The sequence below is a fragment of the Burkholderia cenocepacia genome, assembly GCF_900446215.1.
Taxonomy (GTDB): domain Bacteria; phylum Pseudomonadota; class Gammaproteobacteria; order Burkholderiales; family Burkholderiaceae; genus Burkholderia; species Burkholderia cenocepacia.
Genome location: NZ_UAQZ01000018.1, coordinates 109,037 through 134,348, shown reverse-complemented (window position 1 = coordinate 134,348; position 25,312 = coordinate 109,037). Strand labels below are relative to the sequence as shown.

The 25,312-nt window shown below is 63.5% G+C and carries 22 protein-coding genes and 2 pseudogenes; 14 read left to right on the top strand and 10 right to left on the bottom strand.

The features are described from left to right. Nucleotides 1-581 precede the first annotated feature (581 nt). The 3 genes from DTA15_RS37170 (at nt 582) to DTA15_RS37155 (ending at nt 4,041) form a co-directional block, all read left to right on the top strand. The gene (locus DTA15_RS37170; protein WP_065814644.1) at nt 582-1,808 is read left to right on the top strand and encodes an ATP-binding protein; all 1,227 of its coding nucleotides are present in this window, start codon (nt 582-584) and stop codon (nt 1,806-1,808) included. A 175-nt stretch (nt 1,809-1,983) separates the two neighbouring features. Further along, nucleotides 1,984-3,243: an IS256-like element IS1356 family transposase gene (locus DTA15_RS37160; protein WP_006482764.1), complete on the top strand. Its 1,260-nt coding sequence runs from the start codon at nt 1,984-1,986 to the stop codon at nt 3,241-3,243. Continuing rightward, nucleotides 3,233-4,041, top strand: a protein-coding gene (locus tag DTA15_RS37155; protein ID WP_227743216.1) for an IS5 family transposase whose coding sequence is annotated in 2 segments (ribosomal slippage) — nt 3,233-3,572 and nt 3,572-4,041 — 810 coding nt in all. Because the reading frame shifts where the segments join, the coding sequence is not laid out codon by codon here. The genes DTA15_RS37160 and DTA15_RS37155 overlap by 11 nt, the downstream gene beginning before the upstream one ends. Nucleotides 4,042-4,123: 82 nt before the next feature. Here DTA15_RS37155 and DTA15_RS37150 read toward each other — a convergent pair. The 6 genes from DTA15_RS37150 to DTA15_RS37125 form a co-directional block, all read right to left on the bottom strand. Then, complete coding sequence (locus DTA15_RS37150) at nt 4,124-4,882, bottom strand: COG4705 family protein (RefSeq protein ID WP_006486551.1); 759 nt, start codon at nt 4,880-4,882, stop codon at nt 4,124-4,126. Between the two features lie 16 nt (nt 4,883-4,898). Next, complete coding sequence (locus DTA15_RS37145; protein WP_012492771.1) at nt 4,899-5,351, bottom strand: hypothetical protein; 453 nt, start codon at nt 5,349-5,351, stop codon at nt 4,899-4,901. A gap of 28 nt (nt 5,352-5,379) precedes the next feature. Next, the gene (locus tag DTA15_RS37140; protein ID WP_006486529.1) at nt 5,380-6,162 is read right to left on the bottom strand and encodes a COG4705 family protein; all 783 of its coding nucleotides are present in this window, start codon (nt 6,160-6,162) and stop codon (nt 5,380-5,382) included. 69 nt (nt 6,163-6,231) lie between these two features. Continuing rightward, the gene (locus tag DTA15_RS37135; RefSeq protein ID WP_012492770.1) at nt 6,232-6,828 is read right to left on the bottom strand and encodes an undecaprenyl-diphosphatase; all 597 of its coding nucleotides are present in this window, start codon (nt 6,826-6,828) and stop codon (nt 6,232-6,234) included. A gap of 56 nt (nt 6,829-6,884) precedes the next feature. Continuing rightward, complete coding sequence (locus DTA15_RS37130) at nt 6,885-7,220, bottom strand: PepSY domain-containing protein (RefSeq protein ID WP_006491232.1); 336 nt, start codon at nt 7,218-7,220, stop codon at nt 6,885-6,887. Between the two features lie 123 nt (nt 7,221-7,343). Then, nucleotides 7,344-8,006 carry a LysR family transcriptional regulator gene (locus tag DTA15_RS37125; protein ID WP_006491231.1) on the bottom strand — a complete coding sequence of 221 codons (663 nt, stop codon included), beginning with the start codon at nt 8,004-8,006 and terminating at the stop codon, nt 7,344-7,346. A gap of 307 nt (nt 8,007-8,313) precedes the next feature. On the opposite strand from DTA15_RS37125, the gene DTA15_RS37120 reads away from it, so the two are divergent. From DTA15_RS37120 to DTA15_RS37085, 8 genes are all read left to right on the top strand, one after another. Beyond that, complete coding sequence (locus tag DTA15_RS37120) at nt 8,314-9,195, top strand: NAD(P)-dependent oxidoreductase (protein ID WP_227743246.1); 882 nt, start codon at nt 8,314-8,316, stop codon at nt 9,193-9,195. Nucleotides 9,196-9,498: 303 nt separating this feature from the next. Then, nucleotides 9,499-10,410 carry a LysR family transcriptional regulator gene (locus DTA15_RS37115; RefSeq protein ID WP_006481906.1) on the top strand — a complete coding sequence of 304 codons (912 nt, stop codon included), beginning with the start codon at nt 9,499-9,501 and terminating at the stop codon, nt 10,408-10,410. A gap of 369 nt (nt 10,411-10,779) precedes the next feature. Continuing rightward, a complete protein-coding gene (gene dld, locus DTA15_RS37110) occupies nt 10,780-12,528 on the top strand; it encodes a D-lactate dehydrogenase (RefSeq protein ID WP_012492768.1) in 1,749 nt (582 codons plus the stop codon). 56 nt (nt 12,529-12,584) lie between these two features. Beyond that, on the top strand, nt 12,585-13,328 hold the full coding sequence (locus tag DTA15_RS37105; RefSeq protein WP_006481907.1) for a (Fe-S)-binding protein: 744 nt from the start codon (nt 12,585-12,587) through the stop codon (nt 13,326-13,328). Further along, nucleotides 13,325-14,698 (top strand): lactate utilization protein B, encoded by a 1,374-nt coding sequence (locus DTA15_RS37100; protein ID WP_006481909.1) that lies wholly within the window; start codon nt 13,325-13,327, stop codon nt 14,696-14,698. Before DTA15_RS37105 ends, DTA15_RS37100 begins: the two co-directional genes overlap by 4 nt. Next, on the top strand, nt 14,695-15,294 hold the full coding sequence (locus DTA15_RS37095) for a LutC/YkgG family protein (protein WP_006481910.1): 600 nt from the start codon (nt 14,695-14,697) through the stop codon (nt 15,292-15,294). Before DTA15_RS37100 ends, DTA15_RS37095 begins: the two co-directional genes overlap by 4 nt. A gap of 16 nt (nt 15,295-15,310) precedes the next feature. Then, complete coding sequence (locus DTA15_RS37090; RefSeq protein WP_012492766.1) at nt 15,311-17,494, top strand: FUSC family protein; 2,184 nt, start codon at nt 15,311-15,313, stop codon at nt 17,492-17,494. Continuing rightward, on the top strand, nt 17,491-18,663 hold the full coding sequence (locus DTA15_RS37085; protein ID WP_012492765.1) for a porin: 1,173 nt from the start codon (nt 17,491-17,493) through the stop codon (nt 18,661-18,663). Before DTA15_RS37090 ends, DTA15_RS37085 begins: the two co-directional genes overlap by 4 nt. Nucleotides 18,664-18,912: 249 nt before the next feature. On the opposite strand, the gene DTA15_RS37080 is transcribed toward DTA15_RS37085, so the two are convergent. Both DTA15_RS37080 and DTA15_RS37075 read right to left on the bottom strand, forming a co-directional pair. Continuing rightward, nucleotides 18,913-19,179, bottom strand: a complete 267-nt coding sequence (locus tag DTA15_RS37080; protein WP_012492764.1) for a XapX domain-containing protein — start codon at nt 19,177-19,179, stop codon at nt 18,913-18,915. 143 nt (nt 19,180-19,322) lie between these two features. Further along, nucleotides 19,323-20,140 (bottom strand): IS5-like element IS402 family transposase gene (locus DTA15_RS37075; protein WP_085964347.1). Its coding sequence is split into 2 segments (ribosomal slippage): nt 19,323-19,792 and nt 19,792-20,140, totalling 819 coding nucleotides; the frame shifts between segments, so codons are not numbered across the junction. Here DTA15_RS37075 and DTA15_RS37070 point away from each other — a divergent pair. Next, nucleotides 20,133-21,662, top strand: coding sequence for an ATP-dependent helicase (locus DTA15_RS37070; protein ID WP_227743217.1), 1,530 nt, complete (start codon nt 20,133-20,135; stop codon nt 21,660-21,662). The two genes, DTA15_RS37075 and DTA15_RS37070, sit on opposite strands and share 8 nt — an antisense overlap. 43 nt (nt 21,663-21,705) lie before the next feature. Here the strand turns inward: DTA15_RS37070 and istB are convergent, their stop codons facing one another. Together istB and istA are read right to left on the bottom strand one after the other, a co-directional pair. Continuing rightward, nucleotides 21,706-22,479, bottom strand: coding sequence for an IS21-like element ISBcen13 family helper ATPase IstB (gene istB / locus DTA15_RS37065; protein ID WP_006482411.1), 774 nt, complete (start codon nt 22,477-22,479; stop codon nt 21,706-21,708). After that, complete coding sequence (gene istA / locus DTA15_RS37060) at nt 22,476-23,504, bottom strand: IS21-like element ISBcen13 family transposase (protein WP_006482449.1); 1,029 nt, start codon at nt 23,502-23,504, stop codon at nt 22,476-22,478. The genes istB and istA overlap by 4 nt, the downstream gene beginning before the upstream one ends. A 561-nt stretch (nt 23,505-24,065) precedes the next feature. Here istA and DTA15_RS37050 point away from each other — a divergent pair. After that, nucleotides 24,066-24,212 (top strand): annotated as a pseudogene (locus DTA15_RS37050) (site-specific integrase); the annotation flags it as partial. A gap of 97 nt (nt 24,213-24,309) precedes the next feature. Next, nucleotides 24,310-25,305 (top strand): annotated as a pseudogene (locus DTA15_RS39500) (glycoside hydrolase family 24 protein); the annotation flags it as partial. Between the last annotated feature and the right edge of the window lie 7 nt (nt 25,306-25,312).

The window sequence follows — 25,312 nt, the reverse complement described above, 5'->3', positions numbered from 1 at the left end:
CTTGGATTGTTGAGATGCCGAAGGATTCGTGGCGACGAATGATGCGGGCTTGCTATAGCTTATTCGTCAACTCGATGATAAGAGGCGACAGGCGGTGGTTGTCGGTATAAGTACAAAGTGGCAGATAAAGTTGCACGACGGTTTTATTGAAAATTTCACAGATTTGTGTTCTGCCGCAGCTGCTGATAAGTTACCCCGGCCGTCACGCGGCGGAACTCGGCCGGGTGCTGGATTGGGATTGAGTCGTTGGGTCGGCGAGTGGTGTGAAGATGATGAGCTGCTTGATAAAGGCGAAGCGTTGAAAATTAGTTCCGTGTCACTTTATAAATGACCGGAAAAGTGGCGAATGGACACTGGCGAGATTTTAGGAGTGAAGCAGCAAGCGAATGCAGGCTCAACGGCCTCGTTCGGTGAGCACAAGCGTCACTTCCGAGTGCTGCTATAGCTGGCGTGGCTAGTGAAGAACATCCAGTCGGTATTCGAGAATAGGCGGTCGAAGTATCGGGTCTGGTGATGACATTCAAGCGATGCGTGGAGACAACGTGCGCCGCTCCGCTGAAGCGCGAACGGATAGAGGAAGAATGATGGCAAAGCCAAAAAGCATGACAGACACAACCACGGCGTCGTTCTTTGAAGAGGACTACCTGGTGCGCACTCTTGGGCGCATTGCGCACGATCCGGAGGTTGCGCTCACCGAACTTGTGGCCAATGCTTGGGATGCTGGTGCCTCGCTGGTCGACCTGACGATTCCGCCGACGCACCAACTGGCCTTGACCGTCGTAGACGACGGGCACGGGATGAGCGCAGCCCAATTCAAAGGCCGGTGGATGAGGTTAGGCTACGACCGTATCAAGCACCAAGGGTCGAATGTGGAGTTCCCGGCCGAGCGCAGAGACTGGCGCCGCAGGGCCTATGGTCGCAACGGGGTCGGCCGCCACGGGCTGCTGTGCTTCGCGAGCCAGTATTCCGTGGAGACTTGGCGCGACGGCAAAGGTGCGGGCTTCGAGATTGGAACGCAAAGCCAGGAGACTCCATTCCGCATCGAGAAGGAAACGTCGTTTCTGCACCAAGGGCACGGCACGAAGCTCTCCGTGGTGGTAGAGCGCCACTTACCCGACCCGGACAAGATTCGCGAAATCCTGTCGGCGCGGTTCCTGCATGATCCGCAATTCGTGGTGCGCGTCAACGGTCAGTCGGTGTCGCTGGCCGATCAGACTGGGTTGATCGAGAGAGCTGATTTGGCAATCGAGGGTTGCCCTCCCGCTGAGGCCTACGTTGTGGACTCAACCCGTGCGGCCAAGTCGACACTCTACCAAGGCATCGCCTTTTGGGTGAACAGCCGGCTGGTGGGGACCCCTGGCTGGGTCGTGGGGGCCGAAGCCGTGATTGACGGCCGCGCGCGCTTTGCCAAGCGGTACTCGATCGTGGTCAAGACCGGCGATGGCTGGATGGCCGAGGTCGAACCGGATTGGTCGCGCTTCAAGCCTGGTCCCAAGGCTGACGCCCTGTTTGAGGGGGCGCGCCAGTACGCACAGCACGTCTTTGCTTCTCTCTCGTCGACATTGGTGGAGGAGAGTTCGGAGGAGGTGCTAGTCCGCAACAGGGAGCAGTTCAAGGAACTCTCGCAGCTTGGCAGAGCAGAGGTTGCCACTTTTGCACGGGAGCTGGTGAAGTCGACTCCCACGGTTTCGCAGGATGTTCTATCCGCCGCAGTGCAGGCACTGATCAACTTGGAGAAGGCGAGAGGTGGGGCGGCCTTGCTTGAGAAGCTTAGAGACGGTTTCAAAAAGGCCCGGTGGGGCTGTTAACTTGCGCGGCGAGCTGTTAACCTCAGGCATCGGAACAACTGAGACCGAGGAGATGGCCAAGCCGATCATTGACGACGAACCGTGGACATTGATCGAGCCGTTATTGCCGCCACCCAAGCGAGCCTATCCGAACTTTTGTGTGTGAGGCATAAACTGATGGCCAAGGAGCCACGTTATGCCACGCAAACGCAAGGAAGAAGTGCCGGTAGAACCGGGCAAGGGCTTGAACCTGGACCCGGAACTCATCAAGCAACTGGTGCCCGGAACGCTGGATCGGGCTTCGATCAACGAGCAATTCGCGGCCCTGAAGAAGGCGATATTCGAGCGCGCGCTGGGCGGCGAACTGACCCACCACCTGGGCTACGAGAAGGGCGATGCCAAGCCGGCGGGCCGCACGAACCATCGCAACGGCACCAGCCGTAAGCGCATCGCGACCGACGATGATCTGCTCGACATCGAGATTCCGCGCGACCGCGAAGGCACGTTCGATCCGGTGCTGATTGCCAAGGGCGAGCGACGCTTCACGGGCTTCGACGACAAGATCATTGCGATGTACGCACGCGGCATGAGCGTGCGGGAGATTCAGGGTTTCTTGCTGGAGATGTACGGCATCGAGGTGTCGCCGGAATTCATCAGCACGGTGACCGACGCCGTGATCGACGAAGTGCGCGAGTGGCAGCAGCGGCCGCTTGAGCCGATGTACCCGGTCGTGTTCTTCGACGCCTTGCGAGTCAAGATCCGCGACGAAGGCGTCGTGCGCAACAAGGCGATCTACCTGGCGCTGGGCGTGCGCCGCGACGGCACACGCGACGTGCTGGGCCTCTGGATCGAGCAGACCGAGGGCGCCAAGTTCTGGCTGCGGGTGGTCAACGAGCTGAAGCTGCGCGGCGTGCAGGACATTCTGATCGCCGTGGTCGACGGCCTGAAGGGCTTCCCGGAAGCGATCAACACGGTGTTCCCGGAAACGACGGTCCAGACCTGCATCGTGCATCTGATCCGGAACTCGCTGGACTTCGCCAGTTGGAAGGACCGGAAATCGGTCGCGGCGGCGCTCAAGGAAGTCTATCGGGCACCGTCGGCCGAAGCGGCCGCCGTGGCGCTGGACGCGTTCGATACGAGCCCGTGGGGTACGAAATACCCTCCGATTGCCGCGCTCTGGCGCCGGGCCTGGGATCAGGTGATTCCGTTCTACGCCTTCGCGCCCGACATCCGGAAAATTGTATATACGACCAACGCGATCGAGTCGCTGCATATGCAGCTTCGAAAGATCATCAAGGCGCGCGGCCACTTCCCGTCGGACGAGGCCGCGCTCAAACTGATCTGGCTGGCGCTGCGCAACGTCGTGGCCAAGTGGACCGGCTCTCGGCACGATTGGAAGAGCGCGATGACCCAGTTCGCGCTGCTTTACCCCGAACGATTCAACATTGGAATCTGAATCTCAACCCGCCTCACACACGGAATTCCGGATACCTCCACCCAAGCCGCGGCGCGAGAAAAACCCAGGCCGCCTGCCTGTTTCGAATCGCGCCGCGCTGACCGGCATCCTGTTCGTTCTCAAGACCGGACTGCGCTGGCGCGACCTGCCCGCCGAGATGGGCTGCGGCTCGGGCGTGACTTGCTGGCGACGGCTACGCGATTGGCAGGCTGCGGGCGTATGGGATCGCCTGCACGAATTGCTGCTTGCGAAGCTGCGAGCAGCAGACCAAATCGATTTCTCGCGAGCCGCAGTCGATTCCTCATCGATTCGCGCCGTTGGGGCGGGCCAAAAACTGGGCCAAACCCCACCGATCGCGCGCGACCAGGTTCTAAGCACCACATCGTCACCGACGCCAATGGCACGCCGCTCGCGGCGATCCTGACCGGCGCGAACGTTCACGATGTCACGCAGCTGCTGCCGCTGATCGATGCGATTCCGCCAATTCGTGGGTTGCGCGGCCACCCACTGCAGAGACCGCGCGTGGTCTACGCCGATCGCGGTTACGACTCTGAGCGGCATCGACGCGCGTTGCGCGATCGCGGTATCGAGCCGGTTATCGCCAAGCGCCGCACCGAACATGGCAGCGGCCTTGGAAAATATCGCTGGGTCGTTGAACGCACGCATGCCTGGCTGCATCACTTCCGTCGTCTCCGCATTCGTTTCGAGCGCCGTGCAGACATTCACGGCGCGTTCCTCAAACTCGGTTGCTGCCTGATCTGCTGGAATACCCTTCGGCGGGCCGACCAGTCTTTATGAAACCGTCTCTTAATTTGTCATATTGATCAGGACTATTTCTCATGGCATTGTTTCCTCCATATTGGCTGGGATGACCGTATTTTCAATGTGCGGTCTTAGCCGCCCGCTGCTTGAACAGCAGGACTGCGATGACCATGAAGGCCAGCAGTGCGGCCGAGGCCGAATAGCGGCTCAGCGCCAAGCCGCCAGCGCTCAGCGGCTTGTCCAGAAAGTCGCCGACCACGGCTCCCAGCGGGCGGGTCAGGATGAACGCCGCCCAAAACAGCAGTGTGCGGGACACGCCCGTCCAGTAGTAGGCTGCCACAACCAGGGCAAGCAACCCACTGAACACGACGGCCGCACCTGTGTAGCCCAGGCCCGCCGTATCCGCCATCCAGTCACCCAACGCCGTGCCCAGCGTCTGCGAGAACATGATCGTCAGCCAGTAGAACGCTTCCGCCTTGGGTGAGCTGACGGTGCTCACCGACACGGAGCCGAGGGTGCGATGCCAGACGAAGAGCGAGCCGAGCAACAAGGCCAGCAGCAAGCTCGAACCGCCAGCGTACCCGATTCCGAGCGAACGATCCGCAAAGTCGGCCAACGTCGTGCCAATCGTGGTGGTGGCAATGATGGTGGTCCAGTACAGGAAGGGGTGGAAGCCCTTGGCCTTGACCTGCGCGACGACGGCAGCCAGAAAGATCACCGCGAAGATGCCGGTACCGACCAGATAGCCCAGGTTCATGGACATCGAGACGGCATCGCCGCCGGTTTCGCCAAGCGTGGTTGCGGCAATCTTGATGAGCCAAAAGCCCAGCGTGACTTCGGGCACTTTGGCCAGAGCGTATTCAGTGGATGTTTTCATGGGGCACGCTCACGGGTCAGGCTTTGCCTTCGAGCGTGTCGAAGGTTTTTAGCAGAGTACCCATCGCAGCCTTGCAGTCAGCTTGGCTTGGCGTATCGGCACGCAACGCAGACAACGCCTTGTCGATGGCTTTGTCGAGCAGATGCCAGTCGTCGGCAGCGCGCGGTTTCAGTCCAGCCTCAGCCGAATCCCAGGCCACCTCCAAATCCTTGATGCGGGTCTTGGCGGCGGGCAGATTACCCTTGTCTACGATGGTGGACACGTCAGTGGCGATGCTGCGAAATGCGGTCAAATCGCCCAGCTTGGAAGCGGCTTTGCCCGGCAATACCGTGCTGGCGTTGGCTGTCGGTGCAGGGGCGGTGCTCGCGCGGCCTTGGTCGGCAGGCTTGGAGCAGCCGGTGGCCAGAGCCACGAGCGCCACCGCCGACACGGCAGCGACAAGGCCAGTGATAGAGTGCGTTTTGGGCATAATTTCTCCTTGGAAAGTGGGAAGAGAGTTACTCGGCGGCCTGGGCGGAGCGGCCCGCGTTCATGCTGAACTGCGCAACGGCCACCAGCATGACGATGACTGAGAGGAACAGGGCGCTGGTCCACATGGCCCCCATTCCGAGGCCGCCATAGGTCTTGGCCTGTGTCAGCAGGTCGCCGAGTGCGGCCCCAAAGGGTCGGGTCAGGATGTAGCCGATCCAGAAAGTCAGCACGGCGTTGCCACCCATACGCCAGGCTGCATAGGTGATGCCGATCAGCGCGCCGAAGGCGACTGCGCCCCAGGTAAAGCCCAAGCCCAACGCCTCGGTTGCCAGATCACCGGCAGCGGTGCCCAGCGCAAACGTGCAGAGGATGGCTGACCAATAGAACAGCTCCCGGCGGCGCTTCACGATGTCGTGGATGGATAAGGTACGTTCAACCCGGTACCAGACAAAGAAGATCGCGGCGAGCGCCACGGCGAACGCCGAAGTGCTGATGTAGAGGCTGACTCCCAGGCCGTCGGTCAATAGGTCGGTGATCTGGGTACCGACCACGCTGACCAACACGACAGATAGCCAGTAAATCCAAGGGGTGTAGCGGCGAGTACGCAGTTGCGTGAACAGGGCTACAGCCAGCAACGCACCCATGACGGTGCGCGTCAAGCCTTGGCCAAAACCCGCGTTGACCGCCAGGAAGTCAGCCCCCGTCTCGCCCACCGTCGTGGACATGATCTTGATGATCCAGAACGACAGCGTGACTTCAGGGACTTTGTTGAGCCAGTCGCTTGTTCTGACCGTGGGCAAATTGTTCATGGTGTTCTCCTGCCGAGGTGAAATGGATTGCCGCCAGTCTGACCAGGCAGACTTAGCCCATCCATAGGCTCACTCGCGCACCCATCCCTGCGCGATCAGCCTGCCGAACAACAGGCAATGGATACGGGTCGCCAGCCGGTAGATCGGCCCCAGATACCACCGTGCTGCGTGCAACGCCAACACGGCATTGAGCGATGCGACCGCGATGGCACCAAGCATGTCCAGTGGAAAGTGAACCCCCAGATAGATGCGTGACCAGGCGATGGGGAGGCCAAACAGCGCCAAAGCGACGCCAGCCCTTCGCAGTCCTCGCTGTAGCAGAAAGCTGACGGCAACCGACCACCACAGCGTCAGGTGATCGCTGGGAAATGACGAATCGGCCACATGGGGAATGAGCGTATGACCCAGCCCTATCATGAAAGGCCGGGGATGCGACCAAGCCAGGCCGATGATTTGGTTGGTCAGCAGCCCAAGCAGGCCGGATGCGGTAGCGACCAGCAGCGCTTTGCGGGTGTTCACATTGCCGCGCAGCCAGCTGATGCCGATCAGAATCGGGACGGCCCAGATGAGCCATTCCACAAAGAAGGTGGCCAGCGTCACCACCAGAGCATTCGGGTGTTCAGGTGCGTTCAGCCATAGGAAGAATGTTTGGTTGAGATGTTCCATGAAGTCTCCGGGCCGGATCACGGCGTCATGCGCGATCCGGCCACACTGGCAGGCGGTCAGTCTTGCTTGTCGTGGTCGTCATCGTGATCCGCCTTGTCCTCGGCAGACGAGATGACGGTGCCCTTGTCGGCATCGACCCGGACATCGAAGACCTTGGCCCCGCTGACGACTTCCACGTCATAGACCCAGCCTTGCTTCGAGTTTTCGTACTCGGCGCGCGATGCCTTGCCATTGGCGTGCTGCTCGGCAGCGGTGACGGCCTGGGTGAGAGGAATCTTGGCCTTGGTGATCGCCAGAGCGTCGTTTTCCATGCCGCCCTTGGCGGCATAGGCGACAGCGCCTGTCGTAGCAATGGCGATGGCCAGCAGGGAAAGTTTGGTGTAGCGGTTCATGATGCTTCTCCAGAAGAGTGCAGGGATTTGCACGGTGGAGAAGTTACGCAGGCAGACTTAGCTGCCACTGAGCCAAGCCGTCACCGTTATCGTCGGAGATTGCTGCCAATGGCTTAGCGTGCTTTATTTTCCGTTTTCTGAAACGACCCGCGATTGCAATACCACGCCCGCATTCGGAAAGCGCGCTTTCAGCCAGTCGATGTCGGGGAAGCTGCCGGTCGACGTATCCATCGCGATCAGGCGGTGGCCGGCGCCGTCGCCTTCGACCGGATCGGCATGCGCGGCCGCCACGTAGACGCCGTAGCGCATCCGCGTCAGCCGGCGCTGCACGATGTCCTGCCCGGTGAATGGAACGATCCGGAACGCGACGTCCGCTTCACGCTGGGCGAGATTGAACAGGCGCGTGCCGGTCAGCACGTCGATTTCAACCAGCGGATAGTCGCGCGAATACTCGGCGATCACGGGCGGCAACACGTACGCGCCGAACCAGTCGGACGACGATATCTTCAGCGTGCCTTCGAGCTTCTGCTGCTCGCCGGTCAGCCGGCGCTCCATCGTCAGCGCGCTTTCTTCCATCTGCTCGGCGAGCGGCAGGATCGCGACGCCTTCCTCGGTCAGAACGAAGCCGTCCGCGGTTCGCTGAAACAGCACTTGCCCCAGCGACGCTTCCAGCGCGCGCAGGCGCCGCCCGATCGTCGGGTGACTCAGCGCCAGCGCGCGTGCCGCCCCGCCGAGCGTGCCCGTACGCGCAATCGCGAGGAAGATCCGGACGTCGCTCCATTCCATATCGATGCACCCACAAAAGTGAACGGATGCTGTTCATTATATTGAATTGCCGTACGAAACTGAATTTGACAGACTGCGATCCACCGCATGTCGTCGCGATCGACTGCGGCTTCGGCCCGGCCGCCGCAAATCGGGCGGCGGGCAACTCAACGCCGCCGGCGGCCGGGCTGAAGTGCTGCATCTGCCCGACCATCGGGTGTTCGGCAACGGCCACGGGCTCATCTACGAGAAGAACGCCGATGCTGAACTGGCTCGTCGAACATACCGAGGCAGCCGGGCCGCTGCACAGTGCCTCGTGAACGCGCGTGTGCGCAAGGAGAGTCGAATGGAAATCGGCATCATCGGGATGGGTTCGATGGGGCGCGAGATGGCCCGCAATCTGGTCGCCGCCGGCCATGCGGTGACGGCGTGGAATCGGTCGGGCGGCGCCGTCGACGGCGTGCGCATGGTCGCCGCGCCGGTGCATGCGCTGCAGGCCGACGTTGCGTTGACGATGCTGTCCGACGACGCGGCGATCCGCGCCGTGCTGCTCGATGCGAAGCTGTTGCAGCAGGCGCGGCCGGGGCTCGTGCATGTGGTCGCATCGACGATCTCGGTCGCGTTCGCGCACGAGCTGGTCGCGCTTCATCGCGCGGCGGGCGTCGCTTATGTGGCCGCGCCGGTGCTCGGGCGCCCCGACGTCGCGGCGCAGGGCGAGCTGAACGTGCTGGCCGCGGGCGCGCCGGCGGCGCTCGCGCGCGTCATGCCGGCGCTCGACGCCATCGGCAAGCAGGTGTGGGACCTGGGCGAAGCGCCGCCCGCCGCTTATGCCGCGAAACTCGCGTGCAACATGATGATCACGATGGCGATCGAGGCGATGGCCGAAGCGGTCGTGCTCACCGAGGCGAACGGGCTTTCGCGCACGCGGTTCTTCGAGTTGATCCTCGGCACGCTGTTCGGCAGCCGTCCGTATCGGACCTATTCGCGCAATATCGTCGAGAACGCGTATCGGCCCGGCTTCAAGGCGTCGCTCGGATTGAAGGATCTGCGCCTCGCAGGCGACGCCGCCGCGCAGGCGGGCCGCACGTTGCCGATGCTCGCCGTGGTGCGGGACCGAATGGCGGAAGCCGTCGAGGCGGGCATGGGCGATTGCGATTGGTCGGTGTTTGCGGGGTTGACGGTGGAGCAGGGTGGGTTTCGGGTGGGGTAAGCGTTGGGCGGGGAAGGCGACGAGGCTGTCCGCATGAGCCGCGCCTCGCGACGACGAATGCGGCATCGAAACGTGCGAGCCACCGCGGACGACGACTCGCACGGCGTCGGCTTCTTGCGCGGTGGTCTCGCCGCTGCCGGATCGACCGCATTGGTCACGCGATCTCGGCGCCGGTCCAGGTAGCGAACTCTGTCCGAGCGTCCCATACCGCGCCAAAACGCACCCCCCGCTCGCCCGAGTTAAAATCGCCCCCCAAGCCTTCCCCCGGCCCCGAGCCCCACGCTTTCCCGACCCGACACCCGCATGGAATTCCGTCAGCTACGCTACTTCCTCGCGGTGGCCGAGTATCTGCATTTCACCGAGGCCGCCGAGTTTCTCGGCATCGCGCAGCCGCCGCTGAGTCAGCAGATCCTGAAGCTCGAGCGCGAGATCGGCACACGCCTGTTCATCCGCCATCCGCGGCGCGTCGAACTGACCGACGCCGGCCGCCTGTTCCGCGAGCGCGCGAAGCATATCGTCGAAGAAGCCGAACTCGCGCTCGCCGAAGCGCAGAACGCCGGGCGCGGCCTGAGCGGCCGGCTCGTGCTGGGCTTCGCCGGCTCGATCGTGTTCCATCCGTTCGTCGCGTCGCTGATGCAACGCTTCCGGCGCGACTATCCGGACGTCCTGATCCACTGCGAGGAGAGCAACAGCCCGGCGCTGATCGACAAGGTGCTCGAGGCGCGCGTCGATGCGGCGCTGGTGCGCCTGCCGCTCGACTGCCGCGGCCTGGCCGTGCAGCCGCTGGTCGAAGAGCGCTTTCTGGCCGTGCTGCCGTCCGGCCACCGCCACGGCGCGGAGCCGGTGCTCGCGCTGCACGCGCTGTCCGACGACCCGCTGGTGTTGTTCCCGCGCGCGATCGGCCCCGCGTTGTACGACGCGATCGTCGGCGCATGCTGGGCAGCCGGCTTCACGCCGACCGTCGAAATGGAGTCGCCGCAGATCCCCGCGTCGGTGAACCTCGTCGCGGCCGGCTTCGGCGTGACGCTGATCCCCGAGTCGGTGCGCCAGGCGCCGACGGATCGCGTCACCTACCACGGCTTGCAGGGCGAGCCGCTGCGCTCGCCGATCGTGCTCGTGCACCGCCCGCGCGAAAAATCGCCGGTGATTCAGAATCTCGTGCGCGCCGTCCGCACGCTCGCGCGCGAAACGGCCGACGGCCCCGCGACGCCGTGAAAGCCATGACCGCCTGCGCCCACGGGCGCCGTTATCGGCATCGGCCCGTCGATTCGACGCGGCACGCCGCGCGGGAGCAGAAAACCGCGGGGAATCCGCAGGCAAACCGCTCGCAAACCACCCGCCTTCCACCCCGCACCAAGCCCCGCACCAAGCCCCGCACCAAGCCCCAATCGCCGCCGCCGCGCGACCGGCCGCGCCGCCTGCACGCCCGCCCACGCGGCCAGCGATATGCATTTCGTCTTGAAATCGCGTCCACGCGATATTGGACTTCACCGCCCCGCACGCCTAGCCTTACGGCATTCCGATCGGACGCCGCTGCGGCGCCGTTCAATTCATCTTTCGCGCTCGGCCAACAGGAGAATTCACGTGTCAACCGTATCAGGCGAATCGTCTTCGCCGCTTGCGCCGCCCACCGGGCGGCATGAGGCGTTCATCCGTTCGCTGACAGAAATCGTCGGCCAGCAGGACGTGCTGACGAACGAGCGGGACACGCGGCGCTACCGGACCGGCTTCCGGTTCGGCGAAGGCCGGACGCTCGCGGTGGTGCGGCCCGGCACGCTGCTCCAGCAATGGAAGGTGCTGCAGGCCTGCGTGGCCGCGAACGTGATCGTGATCTGCCAGGCGTCGAACACGGGCCTCACCGGCGGCTCGACGCCCGACGGCGACGACTACGACCGCGACATCGTGATCGTCAGCACCGCGCGGATCCGCAAGGTGCACGTCATCAAGAGCGGCAAGCAGGTGATCTGCCTGCCGGGCGCGACGCTCGATCAGCTCGAGCAGACGCTGAAACCGCTCGGGCGCGAGCCGCACTCGGTGATCGGCTCGTCGTGCATCGGCGCATCGGTGATCGGCGGCGTCTGCAACAACTCCGGCGGCGCGCTGGTGCAGCGCGGGCCGGCTTATACGGAGATGTCGGTGTTCGCCCAGGTCGGTGCGGACGGGCGCCTGAAGCTCGTGAACCATCTCGACGTGCGCCTGGGCGCGGTGCCGGAGGAAATCCTCGCGCGCCTCGACAACGGCGACTTCTCGGAGCGCGACATCGTCGACGGCGATGCGTCCGGTTCCGATCACCACTACGCCGAGCACGTGCGCGACGTCGATGCCGACACGCCCGCGCGCTACAACGCCGATCCGCTGCGGTTGCACGAAGCATCGGGCTCGGCCGGCAAGGTGATGGTGTTCGCGGTGCGCCTCGACACGTTTCCGATCGAAGCCGGTGCGAAGGTGTTCTACATCGGCACCAACGACATCGACGAGCTGACCGACATCCGCCGCCACGCGCTCACGCAGTTCAAGCGCCTGCCGATCGCGGGTGAATACCTGCACCGCGACGCGTTCGACATCGCGCAGAAGTACGGCAAGGACACGTTCCTGATGATCCGCCACTTCGGCACGAAGCGCATGCCGATGCTGTTCGGCTTCAAGAGCAAATGCGACGCGTGGTTCGACCGGCTCGGCTTCCTGCCGCGGCATCTGAGCGATCGCGTGATGCAGGCCGTCAGCAACCTGTTTCCGAATCACCTGCCGCCGCGCATTCGCGACTACGGCAAGCGCTACGAACATCATCTGATGCTGAAGGTATCGGCCGATACCGCGGACGAAGCGCGCAGCTTCCTGACCTCGTTCTTCGCGAAGCGCACGGGCGCGTTCTTCGAATGCACGCCGGCGGAAGGCGACAAGGCGTTCCTGCACCGGTTCGCGGCGGCCGGCGCGGCGATCCGCTACCGCAACGTGCATACGCGCGACGTGGAGGACATCGTCGCGCTCGACATCGCGCTTCGCCGCAACGATCGCGACTGGTTCGAGACGCTGCCGCCCGACATCGACGCGCCGATCGCGATCAAGCTGTATTACGGCCACTTCCTGTGCCACGTGTTCCACCAGGACTACATCGTCAAGAAGGGCAACGACTGCCTCGCGCTCGAACACGCGATGTGGAAGCTGCTCGACGCGCGCCGCGCCGAATATCCGGCCGAGCACAACGTCGGGCACCTGTACCACGCGAAGCCGGCGCTCAAGGCGTTCTACGAAGGGCTCGACCCGTGCAACTGCTTCAACCCGGGGATCGGCCAGACGTCGAAGTTCGCGAAGTACCGCGAAGCGCACGACTGATCCGCCGCGGCCGCGCCGTACCCCGAACCAGCAAACCGTTTTCAGGAGCCGCTGCATTGAAAGTAGCCTTGTTCATCCCGTGCTTCATCGACGCGTTCTTTCCCGACGTGGGCGTCGCGACGCTCGAACTGCTCGAGCGCCTCGGCTGCGAGGTCGACTATCCGCTCGACCAGACCTGCTGCGGGCAGCCGATGGGAAACAGCGGCTGTGAAAAGCAGGCCGCGGCCACCGAGAACCTGTTCGTGCGCAACTTCGCCGGCTACGACTACATCGTCGCGCCGAGCGGCAGCTGCGTGCATCACGTGCGCGACCATCTGAGCGCGGCCGATCAGACGCCCGACGCGCTCGCGGTCCGCCGCAACACCTACGAGCTGGTCGAGTTCATTCACGACGTGCTGCAGGTGCGCGACTTTCCGTGGGCGGAATTTCCGCACAAGGTCGGCCTGCACAACAGCTGCGGCACGCTGCGCGGCCTGAAGACCGCCAGCATGTCCGAAATCGGCGGCCCGTTCTTCTCGAAGCCGCTGACGCTGCTCAAGGGCGTGAAGGGCATCGAGTTCATCGAGCCCGACCGTCCCGACGAATGCTGCGGCTTCGGCGGCACGTTCTGCGTCTCGGAGGAGCCGGTATCCGCGCGGATGGGCGCCGACAAGGTGCGCGATCACGCGCGCAACGGCGCCGAGTACGTCGTGTCGGCCGATTCGTCGTGCCTGATGCACCAGAAGGGCTGCTCGGAGCGCCTCGGACTCGGCCTGAAGTTCATCCACATCGCGAGCATCCTGAACGGAGCACGAGCATGAAACGCGTCGACCACGTCGGTTACTCGAAGAAGTTCATCGCCGACGAGAAACACGTCGAGTTCCACGACAAGCGCCTCTGGGGGCTGCGCACCGCGCGCGACGAGGCCGTGCATGCGATCCCCGAATGGGAAACGATGCGCGCGCTCGCGTCCGCGGTCAAAGAGCACACGCTCACGCATCTGCCCGACTATCTCGAGCAGTTCGAGCGCAATGCGACCGCGAACGGCGTGGTCGTGCATTGGGCGAAGGATGCGGAAGAGCACAACCGGATCGTCTACGACATCCTGCAGGGCCGCAACGTGCGCACGCTGGTCAAGAGCAAGTCGATGCTGACCGAGGAGTGCGAGATGCGCCCGTACCTCGAGGCGCGCGGCATCGCGGTGGTCGAGACCGATCTCGGCGAGCGGATTCAGCAGCTCGACGACGAGATGCCGTCGCATATCGTCGTGCCGGCCGTACACAAGCTCGCGACGGACGTGGCGCAGACCTTCGCGGCCTCGTTCGGCACCGATCCGGCCGAAAGCAGCATTCCGCGGCTGGCCGAGGCGCAGCGGCAGGCCACGCGCCCGCACTTCCTCGCCGCGGAAGCGGGCATGACGGGCTGCAACTTCGCGGTGGCGGAGACGGGCGGCATCACCGTCTGCACGAACGAAGGCAATGCCGACCTCAGCGCGAACCTGCCGCCGCTGCACATCGCGTCGATCGGCATCGAGAAGCTGATTCCCAAGCTCGAGCACCTCGGGCTCTTCATCCGCATGCTGTCGCGCAACGCGCTCGGCTCGCCGATCACGCAGTACACGTCGCATTTCCGCGGGCCGCGCGACGGCGGCGAAATGCACTTCGTGCTGGTCGACAACGGCCGCTCCGAGCGGCTCGCGATGGACGACTTCTGGTATTCGCTGAAGTGCATCCGCTGCGGCGCGTGCATGAACACGTGCCCGGTCTACCGGCGCAGCAGCGGGCTGAGCTACGGCGGCGTCTACTCCGGTCCGATCGGCGCGATCATCAACCCGACCTACGACTTCAAGAAATACAGCTCGCTGCCGTTCGCGTCGACGATGAACGGCAGCTGCACGAACGTGTGCCCGGTCAAGATCAACATCCACGAGCAGATCTACAAGTGGCGGCAGATCATCGCCGAGCGGCACGCGCTGCCGTTCGTCAAGCGCGAAGCGATGACGGTCGCCGGCAAGGTGCTGTCCCGGCCGAAGCTCTATCGCGCGGCGATCAAGGGCGCCGCCGGCGCGATCTCGACGCTGCCGCGCGCGGTGCTGTACAACCCGCTCAACGAGTGGGGCAAGCAGCGCGAACTGCCGGAGCCGCCGGCCGAAACTTTCCGTGACTGGTATCTGAAGAGGAACAAGAAATGAGCAGCCGCGACCTGATCCTTTCCCGCCTGCGCGCGGCCGGCCGGACGCCGGCGCCGCTGCCGGCGGTGCCGTTGTTCGATCAGGATCTGCCGCCCGCGCTCGACGCGTTCAAGCAGGCGCTCGCGCGGGTCGGCGGCATCTGGTGCGAGCCGCCGGCGGACGGCGACCTCGACGCGCTGCTCCGCGCGCGCTTTCCGGATGCGCGGGTGGTCTGTTCGGCGGTGCCCGAGGTGGCCGGCACGCGGCGCATCGAAGCCGTCGAGCGGCCGCACGAGCTGAACGACGTCGACGTCGGGATCGTGCGGCCGGCGTTCGCGGTCGCGGAAACCGGCTCGCTCTATCTGAGCGAGCGCGAGTATCGCGTGAACGCGCTCGGCTACCTGTCGCAACATCTGGTCGCGCTGCTCGACCCGGCGCAGATCGTCGGCAACCTGCATCACGCGTATCACCGCCCCGAATTCTTCGCGGCGCGCTACGCGTGCCTGATGAGCGGGCCGTCCGCGACGGCCGACATCGAAGGCGTGCTGATCCGCGGTGCGCAGGGCATCCGGTCGCTGACCGTGATTCCGGTCCCGCTCGCAGGCGACGCACGTTGAGCGCGCAGGATCGACGATGGGTCTAGTCTCAACCGCTCGCGACCGATTGCGGCGCTTCGTCAATCTCGGCGGACACTACCTGCCGCTCGCCGAAGCGCTGCGCGGCGGGCTGATCTGTGTCGTGCCGGCCGTCGCCGCGGCGCGGCTGCATATGCCGATGCTGTGCTGGTCCGCGATCGCCGCGTTCTGGACCTGCCTCGCCGACGAGTCCGAGCGCCCGGCCGCCGGCCGCCTCGCCACCGGCCTGTCGTTCGGGATGCTGGGCGGCCTGGCGTCCGCCAGCGCGATCGCGACGCATGCGCTGCCGCCGCTGTCGATCGTCATCGTCGGGGCCGTCGCGTATCTGGGCGCGTCGGCGCGCAAGTGGGGCGGCGCGGCCGGCACGCGCGGCATTCTGACCGCGACCGCATGCGCCGTCTCTGCATGCTTTCCGGTCCATGGCGGCGCGTCGGCCGTGCAGTACGCGCTGTTCTACTTCGGCGGCAGCGTCTGGGCGACGCTGGCCGGCATCGTCCTGTGGCAGATCGACGGCAGCGCACGCGCGCGGATGGCGACGATGGCGTTCCTGCATGCGATGGCGAACTTCGTCGAACGGCTCGCACGGGCCGCGAACGGCGATTCCGCCTCGCTCGAGCGCGGCCGCGCGGCATTGCGCGCGCGCCTCGACGCAATGATCGCCGTGTCGATGCACCCGCGCGGCGGTGATTCACCGCTTGCGCGGAAGTGGCGCGCCGATGCGGAGCGCGCGATGGCGCTGCTCGCCGGCCTCGAGTCGCACATCGCCGCGGCCGGCGTCGGCGAGCGGCGCGAAGCCGCCGCGCTGCTCGCGCCCGTGCTCGCGCAACTGGCGCGGCTGGTGGAAGCGTGTCCGCGCGCCGTCGGCCGCGACGGCGCGGCCGCCGACGCGGCGCAGTCGCTCGCGAACGACCTCGCCGGACTGCGCGCGACGCTCGCCGGCCGCGTCGCCGAGTTTCGTGTTGCGCATCGCGACGACGCGGGGCTGACGTGGTTGCGCGCGTGCGAAACGCTGATCGCGCGATACGCGGCAGTGCTGCTTCATCCGGCGGTGGAGTCGCCTTCTACCGCGACCGTTCCTGCGGCGCTCACCGCGCCGGCACCGGGCAAGCCCCCGCGCGGCGCGGGCCGGCTCGCCGCGCTGCGCCGCGAGATCGTCGCGCCGAATCCGTTTCATCGATATGCATCGCGTCTTGCCGTGGCCGCGATGATCGCCGTCGCGCTCGCGCGCAGCTCGGGCGTGCAGCAGGGATACTGGCTCGCGCTGACGACGATGTTCATCATGCAGCCGACGCTGTCGCAGACGGTGAAGCTGTCCGGGCTGCGCATCGGCGGCACGCTGCTCGGTGCGGTGCTCGCGTCGGCCGTGTCGCTGCTGGTTCACGATCCGTTGCTGCTGGCGCTCGCGGTGCTGCCGCTCGCCACCGGCACGCTCGCGACGCGCAGCGTGAGCTACGTGTCGTACATCCTGTTCCTGACGTCGCATTTCATTCTGGTCGCGCATCTCGGGACGCCGATCGGGCCGTCATGGATGCTGGCCGCGCTGCGGGTCGGCAACAGTTTTGCCGGGGTGCTGGTCGGCGTGGTCATCAGCCTGCTCGCATGGCCGGACCGCGAGCATCACCGGATCGGCGAGGTGGCCGATCTCGCGATGGCGGCTACCGCGACCTACCTGCGCGCGGTCGGCGACGACGCGCCCGCGCACGCGCGTGTGCGCCGCGAATCGCTGACCGTGCTGCGCCGCCAGGCGTGCGTTGCGATCGACCGACTCGATGCGACCATCGCGGCGACGCGCTTCGAGTCGATTGCGTCCGACCCGCGCACCGCGAGTGCAACCGTCGCGATGCAGCAGATGAAGGCGCTGGTCGGCGCGCTCGCGCCGGTCGAGTATCTCGACGATACGCTCGACGCGCTGGACCGGGCGACGATTGCCGCCGCCGCGCGCGACGCCGCGCGCCTGATCGCCGACGCCGCGCCCGCGCACGCGCACGCGATGCGGCCGGAAAGCCCGCGCGACGTCGATCACGCGTCAGGCCACGCGCGCGAAATTCAGCGGGAAGTGGCCGAGCGCGCGTGGATCGTCCATGCGCTGCGTTCGCGCATCTCGGCCGTGCAGCGCGCGCCGTTGCGCCGTGCGGAAGCGGCGTCCGGCAAGCCGTCGAGCGCATCGCGGCAGCGCGTATGAACCCACGGATTCGGGCCGCCGTGCGCGGCTGCATCGTCGCGCTGTTCATTCCGGCCGTCGCGCGTGCGCAGGGCACGGTCGCGATTTCCGGCCTGATCGACGGCGGGATCGCGTTCGTCGACGACATCGGCAGCCACCGCGGCGACGCGCATGCGTTCCAGGCGAAATCCGGCGACGCCAACGTGAGCCGCTTGACGCTCTCCGGCAACGAGCCGCTCGGCGCCGATCTGAACGCATTGTTTCTGCTCGCGACGGGTTTTGCGGTCACCAGCGGCGCGCTCGGGCAGCAAGGGCGGCTGTTCGGCTTCCAGTCTTACGTGGGGCTCGCGTCCGGCCGGTACGGCACGGTGACGGTCGGCCGCCAGTTCGATTCGACGCTGCAACTGGTCCAGCCGTTCGCATTGGCCGGCACGCCGTTCGGCGGCGTCGCGTTCGCGCATCCGTTCGACAACGACAACCTCGCGAACTACACGCGCACCAACAACTCGCTGAAGTACACGAGCCCGCTGCTCGGCGGCTTCCGGTTCGGCGCGACCTACGGGTTCTCGAACGAGGCCGGCGGCTTCGGCGACAACCGCGGCTACGCGTTCGCGGCCTCCTACGAGCACGGGCCGTTTTCGGCCGGCGCGAGCTACCTCGCATTCGACCGCGAAGGCAATCTGCCGCCCGCCAATGCCGATGGCGCGGAGCCGGCCGGCGCGCCGTTCAACGCGGCGCGGCAGCGCACCGTCAGCGCGGCGGCCGCTTATACGTGGGACCGGCTGCGGGTGTCCGCGATCGCGACGCGCACGCGGCTCGACGCGGTCACGTCGATCAACAACGTCGCCGATGCGCCGATCGTGCTGCACGGCGCGAACCTCACGTTCCACAACGCGGAGATCAACGCACGCTACGCGCTGACGCGCAAATGGACCGTCGCGGCCGACTACGTGTTCACCGTCGCGTCGTTCGACGGTGCGGCGGGCGCGGCGCGGCCGCGATGGCAGCAAGCGGGCGTCATCGCGATCGATGCGCTGTCGCCGCGCACCGACGTTTATACGGAAGCGCTGTTCCAGCATGCGAACGGACTGGCCGGAACGGGCATTGCCGGTGCGCAGATCTCGAATTTCTCGCGCGCATCCGGCGCGAACCAGCTGGTGATGGCGGTCGGGATCCGGCATCGGTTCTGACGCGCATGCGGCGGCGGGGGGCGTGCTCTGGCAGCCGCGTACGACCGACGCGAGCCTGGCCGCGCAGAACGTGACGTCGTGACGGTGTGCGCCGCGACATCGTCGAGGCGCGTCGATCGTCAATCGTCCGCTTCGTGCAAAAGCCACCGGGCTCTCCGCTCAGAGCCGCATGCGGCAACGCCTCACGTCCAAATCCGACGGTCGTCTGCAGACCTCGCCGGGATCTCACGCAAGCCGGCTGTCCTGCCATCAGTCGCGCTTCACCCGAGCATCCGCCGCATGACCGCCCGGCAGCGCACCGAACATATGCTGACTGCACTTCGCCTCGCGCCACGCGGTCCCGAGCCGAATGCCGCCGATCATCCGCCGCGCGACGGGAAGAATCTGCTCGCCCGCCAGAATGCCCAGCAAGCCGGCCAGCGCGATGGTGGGCGGCGCCGGAGACGGCACGCCGATCAGCGCGTAGACGACGCCGGCGAGAATGCCGGCGAGAAGTGAAGCAACGTAGGGTTTCATGGCAATGGAACGTGACGGACAGCGTGTTGAAATGGCGATCGCGACCGGTTCGGCGGCGATCCGAAAGTCTCGAATCAGCCTATCAGGTCTTCGCGTTCGTCCCATGTGCTTTCATTGAAATTCAGATCTTTTAAGAGACGGTTTCATAAAGACTGGTCGGCCCGCCGAAGGGTATTCCAGCAGATCAGGCAGCAACCGAGTTTGAGGAACGCGCCGTGAATGTCTGCACGGCGCTCGAAACGAATGCGGAGACGACGGAAGTGATGCAGCCAGGCATGCGTGCGTTCAACGACCCAGCGATATTTTCCAAGGCCGCTGCCATGTTCGGTGCGGCGCTTGGCGATAACCGGCTCGATACCGCGATCGCGCAACGCGCGTCGATGCCGCTCAGAGTCGTAACCGCGATCGGCGTAGACCACGCGCGGTCTCTGCAGTGGGTGGCCGCGCAACCCACGAATTGGCGGAATCGCATCGATCAGCGGCAGCAGCTGCGTGACATCGTGAACGTTCGCGCCGGTCAGGATCGCCGCGAGCGGCGTGCCATTGGCGTCGGTGACGATGTGGTGCTTAGAACCTGGTCGCGCGCGATCGGTGGGGTTTGGCCCAGTTTTTGGCCCGCCCCAACGGCGCGAATCGATGAGGAATCGACTGCGGCTCGCGAGAAATCGATTTGGTCTGCTGCTCGCAGCTTCGCAAGCAGCAATTCGTGCAGGCGATCCCATACGCCCGCAGCCTGCCAATCGCGTAGCCGTCGCCAGCAAGTCACGCCCGAGCCGCAGCCCATCTCGGCGGGCAGGTCGCGCCAGCGCAGTCCGGTCTTGAGAACGAACAGGATGCCGGTCAGCGCGGCGCGATTCGAAACAGGCAGGCGGCCTGGGTTTTTCTCGCGCCGCGGCTTGGGTGGCGGCAATAACGGCTCGATCAATGTCCACAGTTCGTCGTCAATGATCGGCTTGGCCATCTCCTCGGTCTCAGTTGTTCCGATGCCTGAGGTTAACAGCTCGCCGCGCAAGTTAACAGCCCCACCGGGCCTTTTTGAAACCGTCTCTAAGGACCGGAAGGAAATTTTGTTGGAGGCGATTCGGCAGGACCCTGTTCTTGACGAGGAGGTCAATCAGATCGTCGATCGCAAAGAGCGCAATCGGCGAGTCGACAACTGGCTTCAAATGATCTCGCGCGTCAAGGCGCACCCCATCACTTGCGCCGTGCTCAGTGATGAGCTTGACAAGCGGGTCCTGGATGCCTATGACGCCGGGTTGCGTGCTTGTGGTGCTTACGACTTCGACGATCTTTTGCTGCTTGGTTACCGGCTGCTGACGAACAATCCCAAGCTGGCGGATTTTTATCGGAGGCTTTACAGGTTCGTGTGCGTTGACGAAGCGCAGGATCTTAACGAAGCGCAATACGCTCTGCTTTGTGCGCTCTGCGGAGATTCGTATAAAAACGTCATGATGGTGGGGGATCCAAAACAGTCGATATATGGATTCAACACCTCGAGCCCGGAATACATGGAGAAGTTCCGGTTCGAGTTCGCAGCGAAACTGATCGAGCTGACCGAGAACTTTCGATCTTCGCAGGCAGTGGTGAACGTTGCTCGGTCCATCGATCCGAATTACTTGGTTGACGCCCAGCTTCCGATCAAGGGCGACGCTCGCGTGTTCGTTGGAGACGACGAAGAGCACGAGGCGCGGTTGATAGTTGACGAGCTTGAACTGCTGTTTGCCCAAGGACACCCCGATGTTGAGGGCGGTGTTGAGCCGTCGAAATGTGCGATTCTGGGGCGGACCCGTTTCGCTTTGCTCGCAATAGAGAACGAACTGCGCCGGCGCAACGTTCCCTTCTACAAGCGATTGACCGCTAATCATGAAAACGAGTCCGACCTCGTCGACGAGTTCCACTTGTCGTTGCGCATCTTGGCGAACCCGAGGGACCGGCTCCATTTGGCGGCGTTGGCAACGAAGTGGGTGACGCAGCCGCCTGAAACGGCAACGGACGCCATGGTTGCGCTGTCGCAGATGGCGCGGAGTGCGGCCGAGCAGCGAGCCAAGACCGTGGCGGAAGCGGTCGCTTCGATTGTTCAGAACACGGCACGCCTAGACCTTATGCCGGCGTTCAAGCTATTGAGGGGTTATGCCGACTCCCTGGACGAGAATTCTAGGCGCGCGATCTATGAGGACGTAGCCGTCTTTCAGCAAGAATGGGACCAATACCTTCGCTCCGACGGCACGTCGCGCACCTTGTCCGGTTTTATGAGCAGCAAGGCGTTGGGGGCCACCCAAAAGGCCCATCGCGACGGCGTTGCCCTGCTGACCGTTCACTCGTCCAAAGGGCTGGAATTTGACGCCGTGTTTATTGCAGGGATGGCGGAAGGAACGTTCCCCGACTATCGGGCCGTTGGCAAAGTGCGCGAGATGGCTGAGGAAAGTCGCAACGCGTTTGTCGCGGTCACGCGATCAAAGCTGTCAAACGCATTTGAAATCTGAGCCACTTCGCGCCTGATCGCGCAAAGTAAAACTGAGCCAGTCGTTACTTCTTCGATGACGAGACGTGACCGGCTTGACGTTGCTGTCTCAGTCTGTAGCTGTCTCCTTTGATCTGGATGATGTGGGCATGGTGCAGGATGCGGTCGAGCATCGCTGCAGTCAGTGTGGTGTTGCCACCGAAGGTCTCGTCCCACTGCGCAAACGGCAGGTTGCTGGTCAGGATCATTGAACCGCGCTCGTAGCGTTTGGCGACGATCTGGAAGAAGTGGCTGGCCTGATCTCCCGAGAGTGGCAGATAGCCAATCTCGTCGACGATGAGCAACCTCGGGCCGAGAATGTTGTGTCGAAGTACGGCGTCGTATCGCTCCTGTCGGCGTGCGGCCTCGAGCTGCAACATTAGATCCGCCGCCGTAATGAACTTCGTCTTGATGCCGGCCTGCGTTGCAGCGTATCCGATCGCTATCGCGAGATGCGTCTTGCCCACGCCTGACGGGCCAAGCAACACGGCGTTCTCGCCCCGTTCGATGAAGCGCAGGGTGGCGAGCTCGTCGATCGTCTTGCGCGGGGCCCCGACGGCGAAGCTGTAGTCGTAGTCATCCAGTGTCTTGAGAGCGGGGAACCCCGCCATGCGCACCAGTGTTTGCCGCGAACGAACTTGCCGCGTCTCTCGTTCGTGCGCGAGCGCGTTCTCGAGGAAATCGAGGAAACTCCATTGTTTGGCCGCCGCGTCGCTGGCCAGAGCGACGTATCGGTGCATGAGCCCCTCGAGCTTCAAACTCTGGCAGTGCCCGTCGATGCGTTCCTGCTGCAAGTTCATGCGCGCACCTCGGTCAGTAATTGCTGGTAGACGGACAACGGGTGCTGGATCGACATTGCTGGATCAACGCGTGGCCGAGCGACGGCACGAGCCGGCAATCGGGGCACCGCGTAACCCGGCATATCGCGCAAGCAAGCCCGTTCGCGTTGCTCCAACAGAATCGCGGGTGCCAGCCCTGTAACCGGATGCACTCGCTGGTTAGCCACGTCGCGCAGCCATTTACTCACCTCGACGTTCGCAGTCACGGCATCGAGCATCAAGCCGGATTGCTTGAGCCGGCTCGCCAGCGGCACATAGAAATTGCCACGCAGGTAGCGGTGGAATCGCTCGACCTTGCCTTTGGTTTGCGCGCGGTACGGTTGGCACAGTCTGGGTAGGAAGCCGTACCGCTTGGCCAGATCGAGCATGCCGGCGTGCCAGCGGTGTTGACCGTCGCCATATGCATCGCGCTCGACAACGATAGTCTTGGCGTTGTCGTAAAGGATCTCGCGAGGAACGCCACCCAAGGCTTCGAACAGCGCATGATGACAGGCGACCAGCGTCTCGGCGCGTTCATCGGTGGTGAAGCGTGCCCAGCGCCACCGACTAAACCCGAGCGTGGCGGTGAAGGCGTAAAGCGGGTCGGTGCCTCGGCGGAAGACCACGAAATCGCACTGCATCTGCCGGCCAGGCTCGGTCTCGAACCTCACGACCGGGTCTGGCTTGGGCACGGACTTATGCGCGTTCATGAAAGCCTGCAGGCTTCGCAGTTGGCCCTCGTAGCCGCGCGCACGCAGCTCGCGCAGCAGCGCCGGCGCAGCGATGATCTCGGGTGCTGCGGCGCTCATGCGATCGAGGATGTACGCCTCGAACGCTCCGAGCTTGGTTGGCCGCGGTTCACGCGGCTTGTAGCGCGGCACGTCCTCGGCCGACAGGTACCGCGCCACCGTGTTGCGAGAAATACCCAGGCGCCGCGCGATCTCGCGCTCCGATACGCCTTGGGCTTTGAGCACATGGATTTGCATCCACTGTTCCTTCTGGAGCATCGCCAGCCTTTGCGCGCAAAAGGCTGACTGTACTGAAAGGTGGCTCAGATTTACTTCGCGCGAAGTGGCTCATTATTACTTTGCGCCCAACAAAGCGCTTACTTTACCTCACCTATCCCCGGGTCAAACTCATGCCGTGGGGCGATTATAAGGCTCAGCAGGCTTCTCGATTCGTATCCATGTCTGGGATTAGTTAATCGGCGCGAGCCGCGTGCTCTAGGGGTAGTGGCGTGGGCGGATTAGTTTGAGGTCGCCTGTCTAGCATCGTCCGGGACGCTACAATAGCATCCAGCTGTGCGACGTTGCCGCCGGCCCTATTGGATCGTTGAAGCTGAGTGGGCAATCGAACCAGAATGCTCCTGAAAATTGGGGGGCACTTCTGGGGGCATGATGAATTGGTCGGATGACTAGAAACCTTATGCAAAAAGGGTTTTGGTCATTAATTCCATTCCTGCAGCCCACCAGTAAAATCAAGGGGTTACGTGAATTTCACGTAACCCCTTGTGCTTTCTGGGCGTTGAAAAGTACATTTTCGGTACAGTCAGCTCTCAGAACAGGTACATGGCGACCATCGTTAAGACGCCTTCCGGCACGTGGAAGGCAGTCATCCGCAAGATCGGTTGGCCGACTACGGCCAAGACTTTCCGCACCAAACGTGACGCCGAGGACTGGGCGCGCCGGACCGAAGATGAAATGGTTCGGGGCGTCTAGTCGTCAGGAGCCGATTAAGGCCCACTGACGACCATGACAAAGTCGACTAGCTAACACCTCGTGGATTCGTTCTGAGCCGATTTAATCGCTATGAGACATGTTCAAACGTTACATCCACGTCGGAGAGCAATTTCTTGCCGATGAGAGCAAGACGGAATTCGAAACAAGCGCGGCAACGGTCAATTCGAGCCCGCTTATCGCAAAGCTTGAGAAGGCCCTCGATGCAAACCATGATGGCAAGGTGACTGCACAAGAATTGAAACATGCGCAAGAAGTAGATTGGTCGTTGAAAGCGCTTTCCCACCTCATCGTGCGTTGTGAAAGTGAATGGGGCGGAGGCTTGGGAAAATGGGAGGAGTTATCGCCATTAATGAAGAAGCTACTGTGGTTGTGGAAGGCCGAAATCGAGCGCATCGGGAAGCTTCAATGGTGGGAGGCGGTTGCTGCGAAAAAAGTGGACGGATTTCCTGATGATCCAAATCCGTGGCATTTTCATCCGATTGGGATTATCGGTAACTTCTGCGGTCTGAGCGGGATTGGTATTACTCTAGAAGAAGCCAGGGTGCGTGCGTTTTTACGAATGCTTCGAGTCGGCGAAGGCACCGAGGGGCCAGAAGGATATGAGGGGCTATATGGCGGACAGTCTTTCATCAAAGATTATCATCGAGATTTTAGCGACCATCCGAAGATATTTGTCACGCGAGAACATAACGGAAAGAGCATAACCTCGTCGGCTGCAGGCGCATATCAGATCATGGGATATAACTGGTTCCCGGAAGAGGGGCAAACCTACAGAAGATTGGCAAAGGTCAAAGATTTCTCGCCAATTTCTCAAGATAGGTATATTGTTGCGATCATGAAATACAAACGAAATTGTCTCGATGATGTGAAAAATGCTGACTTGGAACGAGCGATTTTCACGCATCATGCCAATAATGAGTGGGCCAGTCTGCCAGGCGATCAGTATGGTCAAGGTGGCGTCAACATGAAATCAGTGAAGGAGCATTTTGAAAAATATGTGGCGGACGAGCTCGCGGGAAATAGTGATCTTGCAGTTCCTGTTGGTGGTCTTGATGATTTGATTAAATAAAAAGCGA

Coding starts and splice junctions, on each gene's coding strand:
- DTA15_RS37170 (WP_065814644.1), top strand. CDS start 582: ATGATGGCAAAGCCAAAAAGCATGACAGACACAACCACGGCGTCGTTC.
- DTA15_RS37160 (WP_006482764.1), top strand. CDS start 1,984: ATGCCACGCAAACGCAAGGAAGAAGTGCCGGTAGAACCGGGCAAGGGC.
- DTA15_RS37150 (WP_006486551.1), bottom strand. CDS start 4,882: ATGAAAACATCCACTGAATACGCTCTGGCCAAAGTGCCCGAAGTCACG.
- DTA15_RS37145 (WP_012492771.1), bottom strand. CDS start 5,351: ATGCCCAAAACGCACTCTATCACTGGCCTTGTCGCTGCCGTGTCGGCG.
- DTA15_RS37140 (WP_006486529.1), bottom strand. CDS start 6,162: ATGAACAATTTGCCCACGGTCAGAACAAGCGACTGGCTCAACAAAGTC.
- DTA15_RS37135 (WP_012492770.1), bottom strand. CDS start 6,828: ATGGAACATCTCAACCAAACATTCTTCCTATGGCTGAACGCACCTGAA.
- DTA15_RS37130 (WP_006491232.1), bottom strand. CDS start 7,220: ATGAACCGCTACACCAAACTTTCCCTGCTGGCCATCGCCATTGCTACG.
- DTA15_RS37125 (WP_006491231.1), bottom strand. CDS start 8,006: ATGGAATGGAGCGACGTCCGGATCTTCCTCGCGATTGCGCGTACGGGC.
- DTA15_RS37115 (WP_006481906.1), top strand. CDS start 9,499: ATGGAATTCCGTCAGCTACGCTACTTCCTCGCGGTGGCCGAGTATCTG.
- DTA15_RS37100 (WP_006481909.1), top strand. CDS start 13,325: ATGAAACGCGTCGACCACGTCGGTTACTCGAAGAAGTTCATCGCCGAC.
- DTA15_RS37095 (WP_006481910.1), top strand. CDS start 14,695: ATGAGCAGCCGCGACCTGATCCTTTCCCGCCTGCGCGCGGCCGGCCGG.
- DTA15_RS37090 (WP_012492766.1), top strand. CDS start 15,311: ATGGGTCTAGTCTCAACCGCTCGCGACCGATTGCGGCGCTTCGTCAAT.
- DTA15_RS37085 (WP_012492765.1), top strand. CDS start 17,491: ATGAACCCACGGATTCGGGCCGCCGTGCGCGGCTGCATCGTCGCGCTG.
- DTA15_RS37080 (WP_012492764.1), bottom strand. CDS start 19,179: ATGAAACCCTACGTTGCTTCACTTCTCGCCGGCATTCTCGCCGGCGTC.
- istB (WP_006482411.1), bottom strand. CDS start 22,479: ATGAACTTGCAGCAGGAACGCATCGACGGGCACTGCCAGAGTTTGAAG.
- istA (WP_006482449.1), bottom strand. CDS start 23,504: ATGCTCCAGAAGGAACAGTGGATGCAAATCCATGTGCTCAAAGCCCAA.